At 36.7% G+C, this 22,405-nt stretch carries 18 protein-coding genes and 2 pseudogenes; 5 read left to right on the forward strand and 15 right to left on the reverse strand.

Features of this window, described 5'->3' with window-relative positions:
• From G7Y56_RS18540 to G7Y56_RS07420, 13 genes and pseudogenes are all read right to left on the reverse strand, one after another.
• Nucleotides 1-120, reverse strand: a pseudogene (locus tag G7Y56_RS18540) (MFS transporter); the annotation flags it as partial.
• Nucleotides 121-287: 167 nt separating this feature from the next.
• The gene (gene nikR, locus G7Y56_RS07370; RefSeq protein WP_165023234.1) at nucleotides 288-689 is read right to left on the reverse strand and encodes a nickel-responsive transcriptional regulator NikR; all 402 of its coding nucleotides are present in this window, start codon (nucleotides 687-689) and stop codon (nucleotides 288-290) included.
• An 86-nt stretch (nucleotides 690-775) separates the two neighbouring features.
• A complete protein-coding gene (locus tag G7Y56_RS07375; protein ID WP_221412546.1) occupies nucleotides 776-1,549 on the reverse strand; it encodes an ABC transporter ATP-binding protein in 774 nt (257 codons plus the stop codon).
• Nucleotides 1,546-2,559, reverse strand: a complete 1,014-nt coding sequence (locus G7Y56_RS07380) for an iron ABC transporter permease (RefSeq protein WP_221412547.1) — start codon at nucleotides 2,557-2,559, stop codon at nucleotides 1,546-1,548. The genes G7Y56_RS07375 and G7Y56_RS07380 overlap by 4 nt, the downstream gene beginning before the upstream one ends.
• Nucleotides 2,560-2,587: 28 nt before the next feature.
• Complete coding sequence (locus G7Y56_RS07385; protein ID WP_165042359.1) at nucleotides 2,588-3,280, reverse strand: class I SAM-dependent methyltransferase; 693 nt, start codon at nucleotides 3,278-3,280, stop codon at nucleotides 2,588-2,590.
• Nucleotides 3,280-4,299, reverse strand: a complete 1,020-nt coding sequence (locus tag G7Y56_RS07390) for an ABC transporter substrate-binding protein (protein WP_165042361.1) — start codon at nucleotides 4,297-4,299, stop codon at nucleotides 3,280-3,282. The genes G7Y56_RS07385 and G7Y56_RS07390 overlap by 1 nt, the downstream gene beginning before the upstream one ends.
• A 10-nt stretch (nucleotides 4,300-4,309) precedes the next feature.
• Entirely contained in the window at nucleotides 4,310-6,490 is a 2,181-nt protein-coding gene (locus G7Y56_RS07395; protein WP_165042364.1) for a TonB-dependent siderophore receptor, read from the reverse strand.
• Nucleotides 6,491-6,972: 482 nt separating this feature from the next.
• Nucleotides 6,973-7,938 carry a ketopantoate reductase family protein gene (locus G7Y56_RS07400; protein ID WP_165042366.1) on the reverse strand — a complete coding sequence of 322 codons (966 nt, stop codon included), beginning with the start codon at nucleotides 7,936-7,938 and terminating at the stop codon, nucleotides 6,973-6,975.
• 19 nt (nucleotides 7,939-7,957) lie between these two features.
• Complete coding sequence (locus tag G7Y56_RS07405; protein ID WP_165042368.1) at nucleotides 7,958-8,782, reverse strand: helix-turn-helix domain-containing protein; 825 nt, start codon at nucleotides 8,780-8,782, stop codon at nucleotides 7,958-7,960.
• A 103-nt stretch (nucleotides 8,783-8,885) separates the two neighbouring features.
• Complete coding sequence (locus G7Y56_RS07410; protein WP_255498669.1) at nucleotides 8,886-9,638, reverse strand: EFR1 family ferrodoxin; 753 nt, start codon at nucleotides 9,636-9,638, stop codon at nucleotides 8,886-8,888.
• Nucleotides 9,635-9,922 (reverse strand): flavodoxin domain-containing protein, encoded by a 288-nt coding sequence (locus G7Y56_RS18545; RefSeq protein ID WP_255498670.1) that lies wholly within the window; start codon nucleotides 9,920-9,922, stop codon nucleotides 9,635-9,637. Before G7Y56_RS18545 ends, G7Y56_RS07410 begins: the two co-directional genes overlap by 4 nt.
• A 135-nt stretch (nucleotides 9,923-10,057) precedes the next feature.
• A complete protein-coding gene (locus G7Y56_RS07415) occupies nucleotides 10,058-11,323 on the reverse strand; it encodes a sodium:proton antiporter (RefSeq protein ID WP_165042370.1) in 1,266 nt (421 codons plus the stop codon).
• Between the two features lie 120 nt (nucleotides 11,324-11,443).
• Complete coding sequence (locus tag G7Y56_RS07420) at nucleotides 11,444-11,929, reverse strand: GNAT family N-acetyltransferase (RefSeq protein WP_165042372.1); 486 nt, start codon at nucleotides 11,927-11,929, stop codon at nucleotides 11,444-11,446.
• 550 nt (nucleotides 11,930-12,479) lie between these two features.
• Between G7Y56_RS07420 and G7Y56_RS07425 the strand changes: the two genes are divergently transcribed.
• The 5 genes and pseudogenes from G7Y56_RS07425 to G7Y56_RS18550 all read left to right on the forward strand — a co-directional run bounded on the left by G7Y56_RS07425 (nucleotide 12,480) and on the right by G7Y56_RS18550 (nucleotide 20,297).
• Nucleotides 12,480-12,731, forward strand: a complete 252-nt coding sequence (locus G7Y56_RS07425; RefSeq protein ID WP_165042374.1) for a hypothetical protein — start codon at nucleotides 12,480-12,482, stop codon at nucleotides 12,729-12,731.
• A 73-nt stretch (nucleotides 12,732-12,804) separates the two neighbouring features.
• On the forward strand, nucleotides 12,805-15,954 hold the full coding sequence (locus G7Y56_RS07430; protein WP_255498671.1) for a SusC/RagA family TonB-linked outer membrane protein: 3,150 nt from the start codon (nucleotides 12,805-12,807) through the stop codon (nucleotides 15,952-15,954).
• Nucleotides 15,955-15,966: 12 nt separating this feature from the next.
• Nucleotides 15,967-17,532, forward strand: coding sequence for a SusD/RagB family nutrient-binding outer membrane lipoprotein (locus G7Y56_RS07435; protein WP_165042376.1), 1,566 nt, complete (start codon nucleotides 15,967-15,969; stop codon nucleotides 17,530-17,532).
• Between the two features lie 288 nt (nucleotides 17,533-17,820).
• Nucleotides 17,821-19,877 (forward strand): annotated as a pseudogene (locus tag G7Y56_RS07440) (glycoside hydrolase family 3 N-terminal domain-containing protein); the annotation flags it as partial.
• 174 nt (nucleotides 19,878-20,051) lie between these two features.
• Complete coding sequence (locus G7Y56_RS18550; protein ID WP_255498682.1) at nucleotides 20,052-20,297, forward strand: fibronectin type III-like domain-contianing protein; 246 nt, start codon at nucleotides 20,052-20,054, stop codon at nucleotides 20,295-20,297.
• Nucleotides 20,298-20,517: 220 nt separating this feature from the next.
• On the opposite strand, the gene G7Y56_RS07445 is transcribed toward G7Y56_RS18550, so the two are convergent.
• Together G7Y56_RS07445 and G7Y56_RS07450 are read right to left on the reverse strand one after the other, a co-directional pair.
• Nucleotides 20,518-21,015, reverse strand: a complete 498-nt coding sequence (locus G7Y56_RS07445; protein ID WP_221412548.1) for a DUF4303 domain-containing protein — start codon at nucleotides 21,013-21,015, stop codon at nucleotides 20,518-20,520.
• Nucleotides 21,016-21,548: 533 nt separating this feature from the next.
• Nucleotides 21,549-22,274, reverse strand: a complete 726-nt coding sequence (locus G7Y56_RS07450; RefSeq protein WP_165042378.1) for an Ig-like domain-containing protein — start codon at nucleotides 22,272-22,274, stop codon at nucleotides 21,549-21,551.
• Nucleotides 22,275-22,405: the final 131 nt, after the last annotated feature.

The following is a 22,405-nucleotide window of genomic DNA, read 5'->3' on the forward strand; positions in this document are numbered from 1 at the left end:
CGACAAGGCAAAGTCAGCTTTTACATAATTGGTCGCGATACCAACCAAGTCTACGAATCCCATAACGAAGAATGATAACATTACTGGGATTAGAGCTAAATATATGCTTTTCTGTTTCATGGTTTTTAGTTAATCAGATTAATTAAATGGTTTTCTCAATATTATTACAAAGAAAATTTTAATTGCAGATTAACACTATAACGAATGGATCGAATGATTGTAAAAATGTTGCATGATCGGAAATAGTTGGTTTCTCCAACATATCAGAGAAGAATGAGACAGATTTCTTATGACACCATCGTTATAGATAAGTCTCCATGTATAATACCTTTCACCGCAGTTAGTTGGTTGGCTAGCTCTCGCAATACAGAAGCTTGCCCTTTTAATGCAATGATTTCCATGCAAACATCGTGATCGAGATGAATATGCTGAGAACATAGAATTACGTGATAAAATTGGTGTTGTATCTCTGTTATTTTATCCAATAATTCCCTTTTGTGGTGATCGAACGACAGGGTTATAGAACCACCTACAACTCCGTCGGAATTCCATTGGTTTTCTACTTCGGTCTTTTTTATCAAATATCGGATAGCCTGTGAACGGTTGGGGAATTTATTATCTTTCATGTAGTTATCTAATAAATCCAAAACTTCTTTTTCTACAGATACTCCAAATCGAACTACATTCATATTTTTTAATTTTAATAGTGAATTGATTTCTTTTAAGTCCAAATTTTATCTCTAAAATTTCTGTTTGCAATAATTATTAAATGAGTTTACACGATTTCACCAAAAGGTAGCATAAACTTTTTACCATCTCGGGCAAATTCGACGAAACTCATGCTATATACTTTTTCAAGTAGTTCTACATTAGGTTCTGCAGGGTTACTTGGTGTATAGATGCTTCCATGATGCAGATAACAAAAATGATCTGCATACTGGAAAGCAAGAGTAGGATTATGCATAATGGCAATTACCGTAAAATCATTTTCTGAATACTCTTTTAATTTCTCCATCAGATAATGCTGGTAATACACATCCAAATGGTTTGTAGGCTCATCCAAAAGCAGAATTTTCGGTCTTTGCATCAATAAGCGTCCAATCATTACAATTTGCTGTTCGCCGCCCGAAAGCTGTGTAAACGATTTATCTTTTAGACGAGTAATGGACAAATCTTTCAATATTTTATCGACTAATAGCCTGTCTTCTTTTTTAGGGTAAAAGCCCGAAAAAGCCGTGCGACCGGTCAGAAGGATTTCTTCTACTGTAAATGAAAATACAGATTGGGTAAATTGTGGGAGAAAACCTATTAGTGACGCCCTGTCTTTGAATCGCAACTTACTCATTTCCTTACCACAGATGTTGATACCACCCTGATAATCTTTCAATAATCCGGCAATGATTTTGAATAATGTGGATTTTCCTCCCCCGTTGATACCAAGCAATACCGAGAATTTATTTTCCGGAAAAACGGCATTTACTTCTCTGAGTACAGATTTTTCTCCGTACGCGTAGTGTAAATTATTAATATGTATGGCATCGGTTGTCAATTCCAGTTCAATTTATTTTTTCGCATTAAGAAAACAAAAAAAGCACCACCTAAAATGGTCGTGAAAATACCAATGGGTACTTCAAAAACAAATAAAGCACGAGATAAGTTGTCTATCAACAAAAGAAAACTTCCTCCCAGGAATATATTTCCGGGAATCGACTTGCTATTATCCGAGCCAAGCAGCATTCTGACAATATGTGGCAAAAACAAACCGTAAAAACTAATAATCCCGGCAACAGCAACTGTTGTGGTAGTCATCAGGGTGGCACAGGTTATCAAAATTAATTTATCGAAAGTCGGATTCACACCAACCGATTTAGCTGCTTCATCCCCAAGAGCCAGCAAATTTATTCGCCAGCGATACAGATATACGATGGTTATAGTGATAATTATTGGTAGAAAAGCCTGTTTCAACTCTACCCATGATGTGGCATGTAGATTACCCATTGCCCATTGAACTATCGCCTGTAATTTATACGGATTGCTTATATACTGAACTGCTGTGAGCAGAGCCATAAACACACCTGAAATAATCATTCCCGAAAGAATAATCGATACGGTAGATGTTTGTTTATTAGAACCTGCGATTGAATAAGTAAGGATTACGGCCAAAGACCCTGCTACAAAAGCGTAAGCATTTACAAAGCTCAACGAATAGAGAATTGCTAATGATGCGCCGAAAGCCGCGCCTGACGAAATCCCCAATATATACGAATCTACCAGTGGATTACGAAATATGCCCTGTAATACGGCACCCGATGTGGATAAGGCTGCACCAACTAAAAAGGTGAGCAGGATTCGAGGCATCCGTACATTCAAAAGAATATTTGAAATCATTTGATAACGGGCTATCTCGTCTGTATTCAGGTTGCCATCCATTATTTTTTTATACAGGAGAGTTATATAATCAATAGCATTGACCTGCCCCGATGAACCTATGAACAAGGAAATAACCAACATGGGCAGAGGCAGACCGAAGCATATAATATTTGCGACTTTTTTATTCAATGCGTATAATGTTAAAGGATCATTGACATTAAGAAATGGGTTTGATAGCGGTTAATTGGAAAAGGGATGAATTGTCGTCCGACTCTTTTAATATCCTATTTTGAGCCTTTTCATCGACCATAATTCCTTCAAATCCAACTTTGGATAATAACTCGATGTCTCTTTGAGGGCGGCTGTGCTTGCTGATATCCAACTTACTTTTAATTACATTGGCTTGCTCCATAATGCCTGCTGGATATCTTTCGTGTCCTTCTTGTGAGAAACATAGGTTTCCGAAGTCTCCGTCGAAGTTTAAAAACATTCCTCCTGCCCGCAGAACTTTGAAACTTTCAGCATAAAACTTCTCAACATCGGGGGTTGTCCATGTCATTAGTCTGGTAAACACTAAGTCGAATTGATTACTTGTGAATTGTAAATCTTGTGCATCCATCACGTGATAATCAATTGGAGAACCTAATTCGTTGGAAACGTTCTTAGCTTCTTCAATCATATTGCTTGACAGATCGACTGCTGTAACCTCGTATCCGGCAAGGTGTAAGATGTTGGCAAAGTATCCGGAGGCGGTACCTACTTCTAAAACCCGATTACCGGGTAAATTAGGTCGAAGAGTTTTAAAATATTCCAACCAGTGTGTGGTTTCGGGTAAAGTCCATGCCTCTTGTTTCTCCTCTCTCCAGATGGTACTTTGTTTATCCCAGTATTTTGCTATTTCTGTTATCATTATAAGTATTTTATAAGTTTTTCACTCGCTTCTTTTCCGTAAAGTACCGAAAGTATTTCTTTAATTTCTTCTGTATTATCCTTTTCATCGTTATCGTAAGCCCATTGATTAATTGCTACCGCTGCGCAAAGCGATTTGAAGGTGTGAGGATTGTAGTAAAACATCGGCATCAGATTGTGTATCTTCCTTTCCTTGATTGCTGTTATTCCGCCTAATTCTTTTTTGTTGTAAAATAAATCGGGGCTGTCATTCCACATCACAATCATGTCGGGATTCCATTCTATCAAAGTTTCGGGGTTGATATTCGGTTTGTCTATATCGAAAGGACAGGCATTTTCGACACCTGCCAGATCGAGGCAATCATTCATCATACTATTACGGCCGGCAGTCGAAAATACTTTGCCGTTAGCCCATGTGAAATAGACCGATTTGTGTTTCGATCCTTCTTGTGTGGCTGTGCGTTTCTGCAAATCCTTTATTTTATTTTCTGCATAAGAGATAAGCTGTTCACCTCTATCCTGCTTACCTGTAAGCAATGAGATGTCTTTCATCTCTTTCATCAAATCTTCATATCTAGCAGCGGCGGCGATATAAACAGGTATATTCATTCCTTGCAGAGTTTTGACAATACTTTCGGGAAGTTGCTGTGCAATTACCAAATCCGGATTTAATTGGATAATGCTTTCTAAGTTTGCTAATTCGTTACTACCGGGTGTTGGCAATTCTTTTTTTAAGATACGTGTGTCGATATGTTTGTAGTAATCGTAAAGTTCATTGTCGAAATAGGTTTCGGCAGGTATTCCTATCAGTTTATCCTGTGCCTGGAGCATATAGATTACATCTACAGACGGATCGAAAAGGCATATTATTCTTTCGGCCGCTTTAGATAAATGAATTTCATTGCCCTGAATGTCTGTAACGGATATTGTCGAAAGATTATCCTGCTTCTTGTCAAGCGTATTACTATTGCCGCAACCTACAAGAAATGCAAAACTGAAAAGTATTATAAATATACGCATGGTTTCGGGATTAAAGGGTTACGGTAAATGAGCAGCGATAGTTGACAGGAGGTAATTGTACCCAGTAGTACATATCATTCTTTTTCCAAGCAGTTGAATATTGTTTACTATCGAGAATATTGTTTACTATTAGGTTGATGCTGAATCTCTTTTTAGTGAAAGAAATGCCCCCATCCATTCTAAAATAATCCTTCAATTCCTGAGGATCCATAGATGTAAATCGTTCTGCCCTTCCAGCCATATATTGATAGCCAAGAGAGAGGCTAAAATCTTTTAATGTTTTAAATGGTAATTCGTAATTTAACCAGCTATTTTGAATGTGTCTGATACGGTTGGGGGTAGCCATTCCTACCATTCCCGGATTTTTGTCATCTTTAGTGATTTTCGAATCGGTGTATGCATAATTGATAATTACATCCAGCCCTTTCACTATTCTACCTCTAAGGTCGAATTCTATCCCTTGTGATTCATTTTCTCCCGATTGATAAAAATCATTGCTTACAGGGTCTTTTACTATATTCTGACTTCGGGTGATGTGATAAAACGATAGGGTTGTACTCAATGCTTTGTTGTTCCAATCCTTTTTCAATCCTGCTTCAAAACTCACACCCCGAATTGGTTTCAGAGGCGTTTTGTCGTATGCTATACCGGCTTGTGGAATGAATGAATTGTCGTATAAACCGTATACACTGAATGAATTAGTAAGAAGATAGTTTGCGCCCAATCTCGGGGTAAGTACCCAGTCGCTAGCCTCTGTCTCTTCTCCATATTGGTTAAAATCAGCATCGGATTGTGTTAATCGTAAGCCTGCACTTATTTTTAGCTTATTATCTATCAACCCGATTTCGTCCATTACATAGGCAGAGGTGTAATACAATCTGCTATCTATAAGGTTCTCTACGGAGTTAATTCCATTTTCCGAATCAAAATCTCCTCCGATTCCATTATTGTTGATAACATTTGAATATATAGGATTTGAAATACTAAGTGGATAAATAGCAGTTGCTGTACCCCAAGTGTCTTGTGTTTTATTTCTTTTATGATTGAAGTCGATCCCCGCAAGGAAAGAGTGTCTGATGTTTCCGGTCGAAAAGTTTCCTTGGGTAAAAGCCTGTGTAGAGAAAATATTATATTTCATCCCGTCATAAACATAATAACGATCTAGAATATCGGGATCTGTTTCGTTCTTGCCATAAACCCAGAATATGGTTCCGGCAGACTGGCTGTTAATATTAGAAACTTGCGTAGTGAAAGACCAGTTCTGATTAAATTTCTTCTGAAAATTGACAAAAGCACTGTGGTCATTCGCCCGGTAAGGTCTCAGATTAGGATCGCTTATCGTGAAATCGGTGGGTAATGATCCGAAGCCGTAAGGCGAAATTTGCGCTTCACTCAAAAGCATATAATTTAAACGTTGATAGATATATTCAACAGTAAGTGAAGTGCTTTCATCAAATTTATACTTTAGCGAAGGGGCTATAAGGATACGTTCATTGTTGTCAAACTGGAGAAATCCTTTTTTATTCATTCCCATTATATTGAAACGATATAATAGCTTTCCATCTTCATCGAATTTTCCATCCAAATCGGCTTCAGCTCTTAATAACCCAAAGCTCCCTTGCATAACTTGAAAGGATTTTCTATTCGTTCCGGTTGGCTTTTTAGTGATAATATTGTAAGAACCTGCCGGATCTCCAAGTGAATTCAAAAATCCGGAAGGACCTTTTACGAATTCGATATTTTCAATTATAGCCACATCGTCGCCAATAGGTCCTTTTAGTAAAGGACGTAGATCTACACCATTGCGTTGAGCGCTAATATATCCACCACGTAAATAAATGTCGGGAGAAACCCCATTGTGTAACTCTTCTCTGAATGCTCCACTAACGTTGCGCGTAACGCTTTCCGTTACGTTTAGAGACAACTGATCCCTTAGTATAGAGGCATTAATTATTTGTATGTTTTGAGGAATTTCAAGCATTTGCCCCTGAATCCTTAAACTATTGGAAATATTTCCTAGATTGTATTTTTTGTAAATTTTACTTTCTATAATAATATCGCCAAGAGTTACTGATTTTAGACTATCAAATTCATATTCCAGACTATCGGATTCAATAGGAGCTTTTTGAGCGAAAATATGAGATACTGATAATATAGATACTATAAGTAAAGTGATGGATATTTTTCTCATAAATGTTATTATATTAAAGTAAAACTTATTCGCCTAGACGGTAGCTATTCGGTTTTTCATGGTAACACGATTGTTGTATTCTTGCTACTATTAATTGAGAAACAAACCGACAATGATTTTGTTTACATGCGTTTTCTCTGTTTTATGTTTTTCTTTGATATTTATGATTTGCATTGGTATTTGTGGTACAATTCTTATAATTAGTTGCATTTGAAACAATGTGCTGAATTCCAAGTATTAATATGTAATATTTTGATGTGAATAGTTCTGGTCTGTGCGGACCGAAAAGGCCTAAAAGAGCAAAAGTTAAATATTTGAGAGGGAATGTTAAAATAGCGAACTTATGTAAAAGAGTATCTTTTCGACCAAAGGTTTATGACCTTGTTTGAGCGAAAAAATACTCTTGTAGATAGTAAATAAATATAGATGTGGTTAAATCGTAAAGAGAATGCTTTTTGGTATAAATAGATAGTAGAATAGCTTCATTTTGTAGAGTCCATAACACTTTTCTGTAAACGCTTTAAGTATGGCATTTCGACATTATACATTTTACCATCTTCAAGTATATCTTCAAGCATTTTTTTGATTTCATTTTTCGAATGTTTTAAATATCCGTCAAACATTAAACACATGGCTTCGTTACCGAATATCTTTTTAACTACTGGAACACTGATCCATAGTGGTAAGTAATATAGCTTGTTAACCTTTTCCATCTTAGGGTTTATTCCACTTTTTGAGCACACCAGAAATCCTTCCCTGACAGATCGTATTGCTTCTTTAATAATTTCTGAATTAGCCGTAAATGCTTTCATAGTACCTCCGGCCTTTATGACCCCAGCCGAAAATCCGGCAATGAATGCAAAATGAGGGACAAGCCATGTTATTATCTGATTTGAAATAAATGGTTTTAGATCGGCGGTCCCCATAGCTTTAGCTATTTTCTGTATGCGAGGTGTTGTGTCTCCATTAGCTTCGCCAAGGATTGTTTTAGAGTACTTAGAATCTGAAATAATAGCATTGAGACCCTTTTCACCCCTTCCTCCGCCTACCATAAAAGGAAATCCGAAGAAATACTGATCGGATGAAAGATATTTTGCTATTTCGTCGAAATCGTTCCACATATTCTGGAAAAAGAGTATATGGGCTTTTCCTGCCGACTCTGAAAGTATTGGTAAAACTGACTTCAGGTTGTCACAGCCTACTGATACAATGATGTATTCATAATTATTTTCCGATGATAGCACCTCAATTACTTTAGGGCGAAACACTATATTCTCTATCCTTTTCTGTCCTCCCCTGTAATCGGTACAATGGATATTTATTCCATTCTCTTCTATTGATTGTTTTTTGCCTTCTCGTACTAAAATACTTACATCATGTCCTGCTTCGGCCAGCTGCCAGCCATAAGTGCATCCGATTGTTCCTGCGCCGTAAATCAGTATATTCATAATAAATCAAGTTTAATTATTATTTTGTATTTATAAAAAAAGATTGAAATAATGACATGTAATCGGAGTAAGGATCGCAATTAGCAAGAAACTCGGTAGGGGTATAGCCGGAGAATGTTTTGAAATCCTTTATTAGATGAGATTTATCATAATAACTACATTGGTAGGCTAAGTCATTTACGCTTATAGAAGGTTGGGTTTGCAGTATATGCAATGCTTTTGCGAAACGATTGATTTGTAAAAACTCTTTTGGGTTCAGCCCGGCATATTCCACAAAAATCCGTTTGAATTGTTTGTAGCTGAGGCAGGCTGTTTGTGCGAGTCTGGATATCTCGCTTTCCCCATAATTAATAGAATTGATAACGGCTGATAATCGTTTGTAATTATACTCTTCGAACTCGTAGATACGTTTTAGTAAAAACTGTTCGATCCAATAAACGCAGGTTTGATAATCAGTCGTATTCATTAAATGGTCTTCCAACTCTATAATTAAGGGATCATTAAACGAATCAATCGGAATCATTTGCTCGTTTAATTCGTTTATGGGCGTATCAAAAAATGCTCTTGCTCCAATGGGTTGGAATACAATTATAATCAGATCGAGAATTCCGAAATAGGTATTCGTATATGTAGTAGATTGACCGGATATATACGATCTGGGTAGCATCTCCTTTTTTGCAGATGAATTATAAACTCTATCTCCACGATTAAAGACGAGTCCCATGCTTCCGGCCGGAATAGCTCGTTGCGATACTTGTGCAACATTATCCACCGACAAAAACCAATATTGCTTAATATAAGGATTAAGCAACATCGAGGGCTGTATGGCTCGAAAGTTTTCCATATTATCAATAAGACAAAAATAGAAGTTATTCTTTTATGGTAAGGTGTAAAAAATGGACATTATGATATTCTGAGTAGCTATATAAAATGTTATTTGTCAGGTATTATTTCCATTTATCATCACGAACAGATTTATATCGTCCCCAAAACTTATAGTGGGTCAATGAGGTATAAGAAATCAATTTACCAATTAATTTATATTTAAGTAAGAAGTGCTGAATCTTATAAGCTACTCTGATTAAGATAATATAAATGAAACTGAATAATGCAATTTTCAATAATGCGGAATCAATGTTTATCGGCAACACTTTATATAATAATACAGAAACGATTGTTGAACAGAGAATCCCTGCAACTAGCCATAATCCGTGTGTCGTTTCAATAGCCTTTTTGGGGCAAATACTCATACATTTCATGCAACTTTCGCACTTAAATGTCCAGAACGGTCTGTTACCTGTGTCTTCGATTGCTTTCACCGGACACTGTTTGATACATAAACCACAATTGTCACAATCATTACTTGCATAATATGATTTTGCAAAAAAGAATCTACCTGCAAAATAGTAGGCTAGTGATATGGGTGAAATTAAAATATCTTGGATGATATTATGATAAGCCGCAAAATCCTTTTTTCCTGATAGTATCTTATCCGAATGCTTCTTTACACGATCATAATTTTTCTTGTGCAAAAACAGAACTGTTTTCTCATTCAATGCCGGATGGATCGAAATCCAGTTGGATGGCATATCGAAAGGAATTTGTCCGATGATTTTATAACCTTTTTGTACTAATATGAATGATGACAGCATAAACGCAATACCTGTTAAGCCTTGCGTTACATGATTCCCTATCTTCATTCCCCCCTTGTGTTCATCAGTATAATTCTATTCTTACCTTTAGGGAAGTTACGAATGAAATCTAATGTTATTTTGGGAAAACTAAAACCATGAACGGGTGAGATGATTCCGATTAAAGTATTGGAGTCTATAATATCAAATACAGAATCGTCTATTTTAGAAATATCTATTAGCTGACATTGAATATCTTTTTTTACGGCAAATTCGCAGAACCAAGATGCAACCCCTTTGGAATTGCCTGTTCCTGAGAAATAAAATATTGTTATCCTACGAATCTCTGCCATGGCTTATAATGTGTCTGCTGCGAGTATTACTTCAAATTATTTCATCAAAATCCAAATTTAAAGATAGTACATTTATCAGTAAAATTGTTTTGTTTTGTTTTTCATTTTGCCATGGTAAGACACGAAACTTATCTCCTAAGCCTTGTTACCTGCATTTGAGGTTGTATTTATATTATCTGTCTTGTCGAGTTTTTCGACTAGAAAAATAAGTAAACTGAAAATAATTATGCTGAACATTACACTAGCATAGCCAATATTCTGAATTACCTCTCCGGTGCGTATCTGCTCATCTGTTACAGCAAGTTGCAATGGCATGGAAGCAAGTACCGCCGACACTAATCCCTTTGGATTGAGAATGCTCATTATCCGTCTGTCTCTCGACGAATAACCTTTTCTGCAAAATAGTGCAATAGAGGGAATGCGTACCACAAACATAAGGGAGATAAACAATATCCCCATAATTATATGGCTCCATTCGGTTAATCGGATGCTCATACCTATGTATACAAAAAAGAAGGTTTTGAAGATGAAAGCTATTTCAGAATAGAAATTCTTTTCATCCTGCATAAGCAATACAGGATTTTTGCGCTTGATAAAATTCTTTTCAGGATTTTGTTTTTCCAGCAGATTGGATAATTCGTCTATATTACCTAGTATAAATCCGAACGATAGTACTGCCATGCCTCCATTGATGCCTAAAAGTTCGCAGAATCCATAGATGATAAATGCCAAAGCAAACGAAGTGAACATACTGTTCTGAAGCTTGGTTATGATATAGCGTCGTATTCCTGTCCAAAGATAACCGACACCAAGACCGATAGATGTTGCAAAGAGTAATGATATTGCCATGTGTTTTACAGTAGCAGCTACACTGAACGAGCCGCTATCCATCGCATCAAGTAAAGCCAGTGCACCTATCAGGCATACGATATCGCTTAAAGCACATTCGAGAAAAACTACACTTTCTGCTTTTTTGCTTAGTTTCAATTGCTTTAGCATGGGTAGTATGATTGGTGTGGATATACTTCCAACACATGCACCCATAAATGCACTTGGCAACAAATCCAATCCTAGCCCGAAATGACCGACAGCCATACCAACACCTACAGGGACAACAAAATTGAAAACGGTAAGTAGACTAGCCGGTCCGATTGCTTTTCCTAAACCATCGAAATTAAGGCGGGTGCCACTTTCGTAGAGAATGACAATAAGTGTTATGGTGGTGAATATTTTGCCTAGTCTGCCTAAATCTTCGGGATTGGCAAGATTAAAAACGGGGCCTATCAGCAAGCCTATAAAAAGCAAGAATAGTACATTCGGTATCCTTGTTTTTTCGAATAGGGCATTGAATATCAGCGAGAAAAAAATAAGTGCGCCGATAAATATCAGAGTTACTTCCATAAGAGGGTTATTAGTTCAATAAATAAACATTGCTTTGTTGCAGAATGTTCATCTAAATTGATATTGAAATAACTCTTATATTGAATTGGGATCAGAATTAGAAAAGATTAGAGAATTGCATTACAAATCTTTCAACATAAAAATAGTGCAAGCATAGTGCCCCGAATTGCCAAGCGAATGATCTATGTGGTTGAATCCGAGGCGCTCGTGCATTGAAACGGCTTTTCCGAATTCAGGAAATGACTCAAGATATAGTTGTGTGTAATTTAATTCTCTGGCACTTCCGATTGCTTTATGGAGTAATTGTTGCCCGATTCCTTTTCCTCTCGAATCAGGCGATAAATAAAATTTTACTAGTTCAGCACATCCAAAGGGTAGTCCATCGGTTGGGTATATGCCACAGCTGCCTAGTATAATACCATCGCTTTCTGCTATCCAACATAGAGCCTTTTCTTTTCTGAAATATTCAAAAAGATTGTCAGTTGTGGGGTCGCTATATACAGTTCCCTGCTTTTCTGAACCAAACTCCTCAAAAACACTACGGATTAAATCTGCTAATGCTTTATTATCTTTTTCTTGAATGGAACGTATTGAGATTTTTTCCATAAAACCTATAAGTATTATTCGTTATTGTAAAGGTATAAAAAGATAACTAAGTTGACGATTCGTTTTTGGTTGGTCTTTTATGCTATTGTTCTCGAACCTTTTTTGGTGACTTGAACCCGTATCAATTGATTTTAATGTACTCCAATGCCATAAACTATCTATGTACTTATTGTATTCCGAATAGGTTAATTATGTGAAAATTTAATTAAATTAACCTATTGTCTGTTAAAGCATTAGATAGCCTTCTTGAGCTTATTGTTTGTTAGGGCTTATTGTTTTATTGTGAATATAACTATGTGATAAATAGATTATTGGTGTAAATATTTATGTTAATATATTTTTTTATTTTATATAGTTTTCATAAATTAGCCTCCATCTATTGTAGCTAATTTAGGTATAATAGCTCCAGTATTTAACTAATGTTAGTATTTTAGTTCTGAACTGATCAATTTTATTTTAAATAAATCTTCGGATCGTTTATCCGATTGATAATTAGAAATCACTTGCAAAAAATCTGGCAATATGTATTGCCATTACTCCTTTGACCTTTATGCAATATCTAATACCCTATATTTTGCTTTTTATTCCCATTTTTCTGGCTGAAAATTTGGTTGGCAGCGCTATTTTATTAGAGAGAGAGAGAGAGAGAGAGAGAGAGAGAGAGAGAGAGAGAGAGAGAGAATTACATAACAAAAAAAATAGTTTTTTCAAAAGAAAGGTTTGGCAAAAAGGCCAATCTTCACCTCTTTTATATAAGAAATTTACAGGATTCGATATTTCAAATAGTGCAATAACTATTTGAAATATCGAATCCTCTTTTTTATTGCAAAAAGGGATCTATCAAAATTAGTTTTAAACCATAAAAGACGTAAAGTATGAAACAAGAGGGACGGCTTCTAAGTCGGAAATCTATCGGATCAAATGCCGACAGATTTGTTTTGCGTATGAATCTTCTATTCATGGCGCTATTTGTTTGTACACTGGTGAGTGCACAAACTGCAAAAAGTTCAGTGTCGGGTATAGTTACAGATGCTTCAGGGGTAACACTTCCGGGGGTAACAGTAGCTGTGAAAGGTACATCTGTTGGTACAATTTCGGATTATGATGGTAATTATAGTCTTGATCTATCTAAGGCTACAACTCCAAATCCAGTTTTAGTTTTTAGCTATATCGGTTACTTGGCACAAGAAGTAACAGTAAATGGGAAAACAGAAATTAATGTTGTGCTTGCTGAGGATGCTCAAAAACTCGACGAAGTTGTTATCACAGCGTTAGGAATTAAACGACAAAGAAGGTCGTTGGGCTATTCTACCGCCAATGTGTCGGGAGATCAATTTACCGAATCTCGTGATGCGAATTTAGGTAATGCATTGAGTGGTAAAATAGCAGGGGTAAGTGTTGCAAACAATTCGACAGGATTGGGTGGAAGTAGCCGTGTTATAATAAGAGGTAATGCATCATTGACCGGTAACAATCAACCATTGTATGTGGTTGATGGAGTTCCTTTTGATAACTCCAATCAAGGTAATGCCGGACAGTGGGGTGGAATGGATATGGGAGACGGTTTGTCTAATATCAATGCCGATGATATTGAAGATATTCAGGTTTTGAAAGGAGCTGCTGCTTCCGCCTTGTATGGATATCGTGGTGGAAATGGTGTTATCTTGATTACCACTAAATCTGGGAAATCAGATCAGGGTTTGGGGATTGAATTTAATAACAATCTCACTTTTAATAATATCTACGATTATCGCGATTTCCAAAACGTTTATGGACAAGGTACACAAGGAGGAAAACCTCAAACGCAACAAGCTGCATACGAAACATATAGTTCGAGCTGGGGATCGAAAATGGATGGTAGTACTGCTGTAAACCGATTAGGTGATAATTATGCATATTCCGGTGTTGATAACTGGAAGAATTTTTATCGCACAGGAATAAGCAACCAAACTTCAGTTGCAGTAAGTGGAAGTGATAAAAAAGTAAATTATCGTTTCGGTTTATCAAATACTTTTGATCAATCTATATTGCCGAATGCAAGCGCAAATCAGCAGGGAATAAATATGAATACCACTTATAAAATTACACCAAAACTACAATTAATGGCTAATGCCAATTATGTGTTTGAGCATGTTAGTGGTAGATCAAATCTTTCGGATGGTAATGGTAACGTAAATGCAACACTTCTGTATCTTGCAAATTCTTACGATGTCAGATGGCTGAAAGCTGGCATTGATGCAGATGGAAACGAACTGCAACCGGGAAATAATGTTTATTTTAATAATCCTTATTTCTTACAGTATCACAAATCGAACGAAAGTGATAAAAACAGACTTACAGGAGGGCTTACACTACGCTACGACGTTACAGATTGGTTGTATGCACAAGGGCAAGTAACTCGTGATGGTTATATATTGACTTTCAAGCAAGTTCAGCCAAATGGCGCTGCTGCTGATCCTAATGGCTATATCAACGAATACGAAAAAAACTATTCTGAAATAAACCTTAATTACCTTATCGGTTTTAATAAAAAAATAAGCGATTTCTCTCTTGCTGCAACAGTCGGAGGAAACAGGCAACGAAATATAGCTAAAACTTATGGAACAGATGGCGGTATAAGACCTTTCCTTATTGGTGGATTTTATTCTACAAGTAATGTCGCTGCTGCAACACGTACATTCAGAAAAATATATAGTGAATATCAGGTAAATTCGGTATACGGAACAGCCGATTTTTCTTATAAAGACTGGTTATATCTGAATCTTACAGGGCGTAACGACTGGTTCTCGACATTGAATCCTGACAGTAACAGCTATTTCTATCCATCTGTAAGTGTAAGTTATATGTTTAGCGATTGTTTTACAATGCCGAGCTGGCTTTCGTCGGGTAAATTGAGGGCATCTTATGCTTCGGCATCAAATGGAACCATTCCATATCAAACAGCACTGGCTTATACTACCGCAAATTTTGCAGTTCAAGAGCAATCGATGGGTACAGTGAAGAATAGTGTTGTTCCTAACGCATATCTGAAACCTGTTCGTATCGCGGAATGGGAGGCAGGTACAAATATTCAGCTTTTCAATAACCGTTTGGGTTTTGACTTTGCCGTGTATAAGAAAACTACAACTGATGATATAGCGCAGGTAACCACCAGTAGTGCATCGGGTTACACGTCTGCAATACAAAATGTGGGAGAAATACGTAATACAGGTATTGAACTTTTACTCTATGGAGTTCCTGTTAAGACTAAAGACTTTATCTGGAATACGTCGTTAAATCTGGCGAATAACAGAAGTAAAGTGATTTTTCTTGGAGGAGCTGAATATTTAAGTATAGATGGTGCAACATCGAATGGTGGTGGTGCTACTATACGTAATATTGTCGGCAAATCATACGGACAGATTGTCGGTTATAAATATAAAGTAGATGGTCAAGGTAACCGGGTGTTCAACTCCGAAGGATTGCCTATCAGAACCGATCAACTCGAAGATCTTGGAAATGGAGTATTCAAATTAACAGGAGGTTTTAGAAATGATTTTACATATAAGAACATTATGCTAGCGTTTCTAATAGATTTTAAGTTCGGTGCTAAACTATACTCCGGAACTAACTATAATTTATATAGTACGGGGCTTCATAAAAATACACTTGAAGGTCGCGACGGTGGTATTATAGGAAAGGGCGTAAATGAAAGTGGCGCTGCTAATACGGTAAGTGTTGATGCACAAACATACTGGAGGCATATAACTAACCAATCGATTACAGAAGAGTTCGTGTATGATGCAAGTTTTGTTAAATTGAGAGAATTCTCTTTAGGATATCAGTTCCCTTCTTCATTCTTAGCTAAAACTCCAATAAGATCGCTTGGAATATCATTGGTAGGTCGTAATCTGTGGACAATAATTAAGCATACTCCTAATATTGATCCTGAATCTGCTTATAATAATACGAACGGACAAGGTCTGGAATTAAACGGTTATCCTGCAACACGCAATATCGGTTTCAATTTAAATGTCAAATTCTAATAAAGAAAAAATATGAAGAAGAAATTATTATATATAATGGCAGCTCTCGGATTGATGACATCCGTTTCGGGTTGCAGCGATTTCGGAGATACGAATATAGATCCCGAAGCTATTAGTTCCAAAGTAATGGATTACAAGCTGGTATTTACCAATGTTCAGCAATATTGTTACGGAACAGAATACGAGGCATGGCGTAACGGGCTGATCTATACCAGTACTATGATACAGCATACAGCTTCTACTCAAAGTTATTGGAATGGTGATAAATATACCTATAGCGCAGGATATAATTCAGCATATTGGGACAGAATGTACCCTAATGCTATTAGAGATCTCGTGGATCTGATGCAAAACTGGAAAGGCAACGAGAAATATTATGCAGAATATCAGATGGCACGTATCCTGAGAGTATTATTATTTCATCGTATGACAGATTTGTATGGCGACTGCCCTTATACAGAGGCTGGTCTTGGCTATTATGAAACAAACGGTTATCCGAAATATGATACCCAGCAATATATCTACACTGATATGCTTAAGGAACTACAAGAAGCTGCTACAAATCTGCAAGGAGCTACATCTAGTATCGGAGCAGCCGATATAATTTATGGTGGAGATATTGCTAAATGGGAAAAGTTTTCGTACTCGTTAATGTTACGTCTGGCTATGCGTATGTCGAAAGTTGATCCTGAGACAGCTAAGACATGGGTCAATACTGCTGTGGCAGGTGGACTATTTCAGAGTAATGACGATAATGCTTTGATAAAACATCCGGGTGCTTCTACATCTAATAATAGTTGTGAGCCTTTTGGTAAGATATATTGCCACGAAGATCCGGGTGCTTACCGTATGAGTGAGTCTTTTGTAAATTTGCTGAAAAACACAAAAGATCCTAGACTAACATATCTTTGTACAGTGGTTCCCGACCCATCTAAAAAAATAGGTAGTGGCGACTGGCAAATGGGCGATACTACCGCTGTTAGTCAAATAGGGATGCCTAACGGCTATGATGAAACTACCACAGGGACAACTTTTATAGAGAATTACCCTCTCTATCCGGGTGATATGAACAAGTACTCTGTTGTTAACCGATATACTTATGCCAGAATAGATGCTCCTACTTTTTTAGTAACGTATGCCGAAAATCAACTTTTGTTGGCAGAAGCTGCTTATAGACAATGGATCAGCGGGTCTGCTCAAAGCTATTATCAAAATGGTGTGATAGCTGCTATGCAACAATTCAAACAATTCGATATTCAGGGTATTAAGGACAGTGATGTACAAGCATATCTGGCTAATAATGCTTATGACCCAGGTAAAGCGTTAGAGCAAATTAATACTCAGTATTATATTAATACATTCTCTGACGAATATGAGTCTTTTGCAAACTGGAGGAGGTCTGGTTATCCTGTATTGAAACCTGTGGTATATATAGGAAACGCTACTAATGGAACAATACCTCGTCGTTTTACTTATCCGGAAGGTGAAGCTTCCGCCAATTCAGCGCACTATTTAGAAGCCGTGAGAAATCTATCTGATGGAGACAAAATGGTATCGAGAGTCTGGTGGGATAAATAAGAACTAATCTATATACAAAACCGGCTCTGCAAAATAATATTTGTTAGCCGGTTTTTTTCTTTAATACCATTTATAATACCTTGTGAAAAACCTTTAGATATGAAACATTTTTTGTTAGTAATGGGGATGGTAATGCTGGCTATGTCCTCACTCATGAGTCAGAATAAATCGGCTCTTCTATATAAAAACCCAAAATTGTCTATCAACGAAAGGGTTGAGGATTTATTAAGCAGAATGACTGTCGAAGAGAAGTTCTGGCAACTCTATATGATGCCGGGAGATTTGAGTATGGGAAAGGATAAACTCAAATACGGTGTTTTCGGGCTTCAGGTATATACGTATAGCAATAGCGACGAGCAAACACAACAAATACTTAAATATGGGCCGGGATTAACTGCTAAAGCAACAGCGGAACATATAAATGAAATACAGAAATTTTTCATAGAAGAAACCCGTTTAGGGATTCCTATGATTCCTTTCGACGAGGCGTTGCACGGATTGGTAAGGCAGGGTGCAACTATTTTCCCTCAGTCTATCGGCTTATCTGCTACTTTTGATACTACATTGGTGAGACAGGTTGCTACTGCTATTGCGAATGAATGTAAATCGCGTGGAATCAGACAAATTCTATCTCCGGTAGTTAATCTTGCTAACGACCCGCGCTGGGGAAGAGTAGAGGAGACTTATGGCGAAGATCCTTTTTTGTCTGCCCGTATGGGAGTAACATTTGTGAGTAGTTTCGAACAGATGGGAGTAATTACTTCTCCCAAGCATTTTGTCGCAAATCATGGTGATGGCGGACGTGATAGTTATCCTGTTCACTATTCCGACCGATATATGGAAGAAACATATTATGTACCTTTCAAAGCTTGTTTTCTTGAAGGTAAATCGAAGTCTGTAATGACGGCTTATAATACATTCGATGGCTCCCCATGTTCAGCAAATTCGACATTATTAAAGGATAAATTACAGAAAGAGTGGGGATTCGATGGGTTCTCTATTTCTGATGCCAATGCTGTTGATATCATGTATTACTTACATCATACTGTGCCCGATTTAGTTCAGGCAGGAGCTGCGGCATTCAATAACGGGCTGAATGTTATATTTCAGGTAAGGTACGAAACGCATGAGCCTTATCTTGAGGCTTGCAAAAAAGGATATGTGAATCAAGAGGATTTGGACGATTCGGTGAGAAGAGTTCTTCGGGAGAAATTCCGTTTGGGATTATTCGAAAATCCGTATGTTGATCCCGAAGATGCTGCAAAATGGAATGGGTCGCAACAGCATCGCGATTTGAATTTGCTTGCAGCACAAAAATCGATCGTTTTACTAAAGAATGAAGAGAATGCATTACCATTATCTAAAAAATATGAACGTATTGCTGTTATAGGACAAGATGCCGATCAGGCACGCTTGGGGGGTATAGTGGTCCCGGCATTGATAAGGTAAGCATACTAAAAGCTTTAAAAGATAAAGTTGGTAACAATATAGAAATACTCTATGCAGAAGGATGTAAGAGAATGAGTCCTTCGCTTGTAACTATTCCGGGGAAATACTTGTCGTCGGGGCAATCTTCAGGACTTAAAGGCGAATATTTCGATAATATAACTTGGATTGGAGAACCTAAAATGACACGTTATGATAGTAGAATGCAATTTGGATGGACGCTCTTTTCTCCTGATCCCGACCTGTTTGCATTCGACTGGTACTCGGCACAATGGACGGGTAAATTGATTTCGCCTGTATCCGGCACTTATCAGATAGGAGTTGAGGGCAATGATGGTTACTCGCTGTCGATTAATGGTGAGAAAGTGATAGATCGTCCGTTGAAAACCTCTTATACTACATCTACTGTGCCATTTGTTTTTGAGAAAGGAAAATCTTACGATATTGAACTTAAGTTTTATGAGAACACGCGTAATGGTCGTGTCCGTCTTGTATGGGATGCAGAAGTGGAAAATGAGGATAGCAAAATATTAGAAGCCGTGAACGCAGCCCAAAAAAGTGATGCCGCAATTGTTGTAGTGGGTATAGAAGAGGCCGAGTTCAGAGATCGTGCTTCGCTTAAGCTTCCCGGCAGGCAAGAAGAACTTATTAATCGGATTGCTGCAACAGGTGTTCCTGTAACTGTAGTTATTGTCGGAGGAAATGCAGTCACAATGGATGCCTGGATTAACAACGTTTCATCGATTGTCGATGTTTGGTATCCGGGTGATGTGGGCGGTGTGGCAGTTGCTGATGTGTTATTCGGAGATTATAATCCGGGAGGGAGGTTACCTATAACCTTTCCTTTATCGGAAGGTCAGCTTACTTTAAACTATAACCATAAACCTACCGGACGCGGAGATGATTATCTCGACTTGAGCGGTGAGCCATTATTCCCTTTTGGGCATGGATTGAGTTATACGACGTTTGGTTATTCCGATCTGCAATTTTCATCATCTATAATAAAAGCCGATGAAAATATAATAGTCTCATGTAAGATAAAAAATACGGGTAAAGTGCAGGGGGAAGAAGTTGTGCAACTTTACTTGCATGACCTGCTTGCTGATGTAAGCCGCCCTGTTAATGAGCTAAAAGGATTTCAGCGTATTTCTCTTGCGCCGGGTGAAGAGAAATCTGTAAAATTTACGCTTACTCCTGATGTCTTGTCTCATCTGAATGTGAATATGGAAAGAATAGTGGAGCCGGGCGATTTCAGAATCATGATAGGAAGTTCTTCTAAAGATATTAGACTAAAAGGTATATTTACGGTCAAAGAGTGACGGATATGAAAAAGATAGGTTTTTTCATCTATATCAGAAGTTTATACAATTTGGCTTATGCTTTGCAAACAGGGCATTAATTGATCCTTTCGTCATTACCCGATTGTAGAATAAAAACAGGCAAATAGAAAATCTATTTGCCTGTTTTATATACTGCAGATTGCTCCTCGTATGATAAGGAGGTTGATGTTTTATACTATTATAGTCAATACGTTTTAAATTATACGCCCTCTTGCCATGTTTGCATCCAATTTAGATACTCTTCTTTATACTCATTTTCATTTAATTGAGTGATAATTTTCTCCAGCTCATTTTTATCGAACTCGTATTCGGATACTGTGAAAATCAAAAAAATATCTTCCCCAACTATTTGTTTAAAAAAGTTTTCTGACTTTAATTTTTTTAAAACCTCGATACACGTGTCATATAATTTCTTTTGAAATTTATCGAATTCTCTATCATATATTTCATCGTCTTCTTCCATCTTGGAAATTTCATCCGAACAAAGTTCTGAAATTTCATTAAATAACTTGTCTGCGCCTTGCATTTCGTATTTCCACTCGGCAGGTTCAAATTTGTAGTATGTGAAATCTTCCTGGTTTGAATCTATTCCATTCAAATGCTTAAGTGTATTCGTTGAAGGGCATACAGTCATTGCACCCTCATCGCTATATAATGCAAAAGCGTATATTTTTTCTTCTCCATATTTTTCAAACATTATCTATAAATGCTTGTTTTGTTGTATACTCAAGTTTGTTTTTTAGTTCTTCGAAATTCATGTATCGTTTGTTTTTTAGTTTATTTTAATCCTTTGGCGGATTGGTGTTCGGATGTTGTGTGTTAAGATTATGATCGTTGTATTCTTGTAAATATTTTGCGAAATTCCCTAAACTCTATTTTTACAATAAAATAGGAGGAGTCTCGCTCCACTTCGACAAAAAATCTTGTCGCAAGATAAGGAATTCTTAACAATTTCCATAACCTTCAGTAGACACCTCTTGTTTAATACATGTGTTTTGGCGATTTCATTTGAAAGATCGGTCTTTCTTGTAATCACATAACTAATCTAAGATATAAAGTGCTTTTATCAGCATGATAGCAATGTGTTAAATGAATTCTTAAATTCTCGAAGGTCATTTTTAATAAAACATTTTAAGTAGTATAACCCCTTTATTGGGGTTGTACTACTTGTGTGTCAGTTTATTGCCTGTTTCTGGGATAAGAGATGAATCAAAATGATAGTTTTTCAAACTATTTCATCAACTCATTTATACTTTGAAGCATGGTTGCTTGTTTTGCTGAACTAGATTTTTGATGAGTGTAAGTTGTGTATATTGTCATCCAATAACTTGTATTATACAAACTTGCCCCAATCATCATTGTTGCGTTTTCTAATTTTAGATTATTTATGAAAATCAAGGTGTAATCTTCCTCTATAGAAGTACCATATACATATCTTTCTCCTAGAAATGTACCTAATTCAGAACTATATGCAGTTTTAACCATAGTAACCGAAGTTTCTAATTTATCGCTGGAATCGAATAAATAAGCTACTTGAGGTGCATTTGAAGAATAATTATCATATCGAATACCTTCAGATGTTTGGTAATCTGGAGTGCCTAGTTTTTTAATTAAATCACTTTTTGAAATTCCGAACTCAACATTTGGTTCCGGATATAAATTACTTTCAGGATTGACTGTTACCTTAAACTCCTTCGTATCGTTCCCATCTGTCAGCAATATGTTTGTTTCGCCAATACGCCCTGCCGTGATTAGTCCAGATTCAGATACGGTTGCATGATATTCGTTTTCAGAAGTGTAAGTTATTTTGTTGTCGGAGCTTGCGTTTATTTGATATGTATTGCCATATTTTAATGTTTTTTCTGCTTCTTTTAATGAAAGAGAATTATCATCATCCGAGCCACACGAAACAAAGATAAGAGGTAAAACGAATAGTAATAAAAGTAATTTTTTCATAGTTGTAATTTGTAGTATTAAAATTTGGACAAATGTATAATTTATTATTTATCATTCTCTCTTTCGGTAAGTTAATTCTTGATATCCTGCTATATTTATTTTTCACCTCAAATGTCGGATAAATTGGTAGT

It is taken from the genome of Dysgonomonas sp. ZJ709 (genome assembly GCF_011039195.1).
Lineage (GTDB): Bacteria > Bacteroidota > Bacteroidia > Bacteroidales > Dysgonomonadaceae > Dysgonomonas.